The following is a 3,038-nucleotide window of genomic DNA, read 5'->3' as shown; positions in this document are numbered from 1 at the left end:
GCTCTCGGCCCGGACCGGGCCCGCGCCGAGAGCCGCACCAAGGTCACCCTCTACGTCACCGGCGGCGTCCTGGCCTCGCTGGTGTTCCTCGTCCCGCTGGTGTGGTCGATCCTGCGCTCCTTCCAGGACAACGAGGCCATCGTCTCCACCACGCCCAGCTGGTCGGCGCTGTCGCAGTTCAGCCTCGACAACTTCCGGGCGCTGTTCACCGGCGACGCCGACATCGCCCGGGCCGTCGGCAACAGCCTGGTCGTCTCGATCGCGACGGCGCTGCTCACGGCGGTCCTGGCCACCCTCGCCGGCTACGGCTTCGGCCGGTTCGGCTTCCGCGGGCGCAACGCCCTGTTCGGCCTCGTCGTCGTCACGATGATGGTGCCGTTCCAGGCGATCATCACGCCGCTGTACCTGCAGATGAACGCCATGGGCCTGACCGACTCCCGGCTCGGGCTGGTGCTCTTCTACTCCACGGTGAACCTGCCGTTCGGCGTGTTCGTCATGCGCAACGCCTTCGAGTCGATCCCCGCGGAGATCGAGGACTCCGCGCACGTGGACGGCGCGGGGACGATGCGCACGCTCACCTCGGTGCTGCGCCCGATGCTCGTGCCGGGCATCGCCACCAGCGCGCTGTACGCCTTCCTGGCCTCGTGGACGGAGTTCCTCGGGGCGCTGACCTTCCTCACCGACGACCGCAAGTACACGCTGCCGCTGTCGCTGGTCAACCTGCAGTCCGGCGCCTACGGGTCGGTGAACTTCGGCTACCTCGTCGCCGGCGCGGTCGTCGCGATGATCCCGTGCGTGATCCTCTACGTCGCGCTGCAGCGCTTCTACGTCGCGGGGCTCGCCTCGGGGGCCGTGAAGGGCTGAGCGGGCCGCCGGGGACCGCTGCGGTCCCCGGCGCGTGCGCGGGCGCCGCACCGGCAACCGGTCTACGGTTGGCGCGCCCGTCCCCCAGCGAAGGAGCTCGTGGTCCCGTGCTTCCCCTCCTCGACCGGCAGCGCACCGTCGCGCCGCCGGGTTTCAACCGGTGGCTCGTCCCGCCCGCCGCCCTCGCGGTGCACCTGTGCATCGGCCAGGTGTACGCCACCAGCGTCTACAAGACCGCGCTCGTGCAGCACTTCGAGGTCAGCCAGACCGCGATCGGCATCGTCTTCTCCATCGCGATCGTCATGCTGGGCCTGTCCGCCGCCGTCTGCGGCACCTGGGTCGACCGCAGCGGGCCGCGCAAGGCCATGGCGGCCTCCGCGGCGTGCTGGGTGACCGGCTACCTCGTCGGCGCGCTCGGCATCGCGACCGGGCAGCTGTGGCTGCTGTACCTCGGCTACGGCGTCATCGGCGGCATCGGGCTGGGCATCGGCTACATCTCGCCCGTCTCCACCCTCATCAAGTGGTTCCCGGACCGGCCGGGGTTGGCCACCGGCATGGCCATCATGGGCTTCGGCGGCGGCGCCCTCATCGCCAGCCCGCTCTCGACGCGGCTGCTGTCGGCCTACGACCCCGGCTACGACTCCACCGTGACCGGCAGCGCGCCCGCGGGCTCCGCCGTCGCGCTGCTGTTCGTCACCTTCGCGGTGCTGCACGCCCTCTTCATGACCTACGGCGCGGCGACGATCCGGGTGCCCGCGGACGGCTGGCGCCCCGACGGCTTCGACCCCGCCTCCCTGAAGCAGAAGGCGCTGGTGACGACCGCGAGCGTCTCGGCGCGCAACGCGATCCGCACCCCGCAGTTCTACCTGCTGTGGATCGTCCTGTTCTGCAACGTGACGGCGGGCATCGGCATCCTGGAGCAGGCGTCGCCGATGATCCAGGACTTCTTCCGCGACGGGGGCGGGGTCTCGACGGTCTCCGTGGCCGCGGCCGGCGGTTTCGTCGGCCTGCTGTCGATGGCGAACATGGCCGGGCGCTTCGTCTGGTCCTCGACCTCCGACGTCATCGGCCGCAAGCCGATCTACATGGTCTACCTCGGCGTCGGGCTCGTGACGTACCTGCTGCTGGCCCTCTTCGGCCAGGTCGGCACGGCCCTGTTCGTGCTGTTCGCCGCCGTGATCCTGTCCTTCTACGGCGGCGGCTTCGCCACGGTCCCCGCGTACCTGCGCGACCTGTTCGGGACCTTCCAGGTGGGGGCGATCCACGGCCGGCTGCTCACCGCGTGGTCGGCGGCCGGGGTCGCCGGCCCGCTCATCGTCAACGGCTTCCTGGACGCCCAGGGGGCCCCGGGCACGCTGACGGCCGACGCCTACCGGCCGGCCCTGCTGACGATGGTGGCCGTGCTCGGCGTCGGGTTCGTCGCGAACCTGCTCGTGCGCCCGGTCGCCTCCCGCTTCCACGAGGACGCCCCGGCGCTGGAGAGGAGCCCGCGGTGAACGCGCGCGGACGGGTGGTCCTGGGCTGGGCGCTGGTCGGCGTCCCGCTCGCCTACGGGGTCGTGGAGACCCTGATCCGGGCCTCGCGGCTCTTCACCGGCTGAGCGGGCGCTCGAACCCCTCGGCTCGAACCCCCTCGCCCCGCACCGCCTCAGACCAGCTCGTCGAGCGCGGGGAGGGCGGCCGCCGTCGTGCGGGCGTCCTCCCACGCGCGCGCCAGCAGCGGCACGGCGCGCTCCAGGACGGCGGGCCCGGCGCCGAACGGCAGCCGCAGGTAGCGCTCGAAGGCGCCGTCGACGCCGAAGCGCGGCCCGGCCGTCACCCGCACCCCGTGCCGGCGGGCGGCCAGCGCCAGCGCGCTGGAGACCGGCCGGCCCAGGTTCACCCACGCCGTCAGCCCGCCGGGCACCACCGGCAGCTCCCACTCCGGCAGCTGCTCGGCCAGGGCCGCCAGCAGCGCGTCGCGCCCGGCCCGCAGCTGCTCGCGGCAAGCGGCCAGCACCTCGTCGAGGTGGGGCAGCGCCGCGGCGGTGAGGAGCTGCTCCAGCACCGGCGTGCCCAGCTCCCACGGCGCTCGGTGCGCGGCGAGGCGGCGCACCAGGGCCGCGTCGGCGCGCACCCAGCCGATCCGCAGCCCGCCCCACAGGCTCTTGCTCGCCGAGCCCACGTGCACGACGT

At 73.1% G+C, this 3,038-nt stretch carries 4 protein-coding genes; 3 read left to right on the top strand and 1 reads right to left on the bottom strand.

From position 1 onward, the window contains the following. The 3 genes from GTQ99_RS21550 to GTQ99_RS27615 all read left to right on the top strand — a co-directional run. The coding region (locus GTQ99_RS21550) for a carbohydrate ABC transporter permease (protein ID WP_205707975.1) at positions 1-864 on the top strand (864 nt) is incomplete at its 5' end. Positions 865-971: 107 nt separating this feature from the next. After that, positions 972-2,360: an MFS transporter gene (locus GTQ99_RS21545; RefSeq protein ID WP_166617744.1), complete on the top strand. Its 1,389-nt coding sequence runs from the start codon at positions 972-974 to the stop codon at positions 2,358-2,360. Next, positions 2,357-2,464 carry an MFS transporter small subunit gene (locus GTQ99_RS27615; RefSeq protein ID WP_420814603.1) on the top strand — a complete coding sequence of 36 codons (108 nt, stop codon included), beginning with the start codon at positions 2,357-2,359 and terminating at the stop codon, positions 2,462-2,464. The genes GTQ99_RS21545 and GTQ99_RS27615 overlap by 4 nt, the downstream gene beginning before the upstream one ends. 47 nt (positions 2,465-2,511) lie before the next feature. On the opposite strand, the gene GTQ99_RS21540 is transcribed toward GTQ99_RS27615, so the two are convergent. Next, positions 2,512-3,038 (bottom strand): aminotransferase class I/II-fold pyridoxal phosphate-dependent enzyme (locus tag GTQ99_RS21540; RefSeq protein ID WP_166617743.1); only part of this gene is annotated, 527 nt, incomplete at its 5' end.

The sequence above is a fragment of the Kineococcus vitellinus genome (assembly GCF_009906315.1).
Taxonomy (GTDB): Bacteria; Actinomycetota; Actinomycetes; order Actinomycetales; family Kineococcaceae; genus Kineococcus; species Kineococcus vitellinus.
Note: the sequence above shows the minus strand (reverse complement) of the source record. Positions and strands in the feature narration are given on the sequence as shown.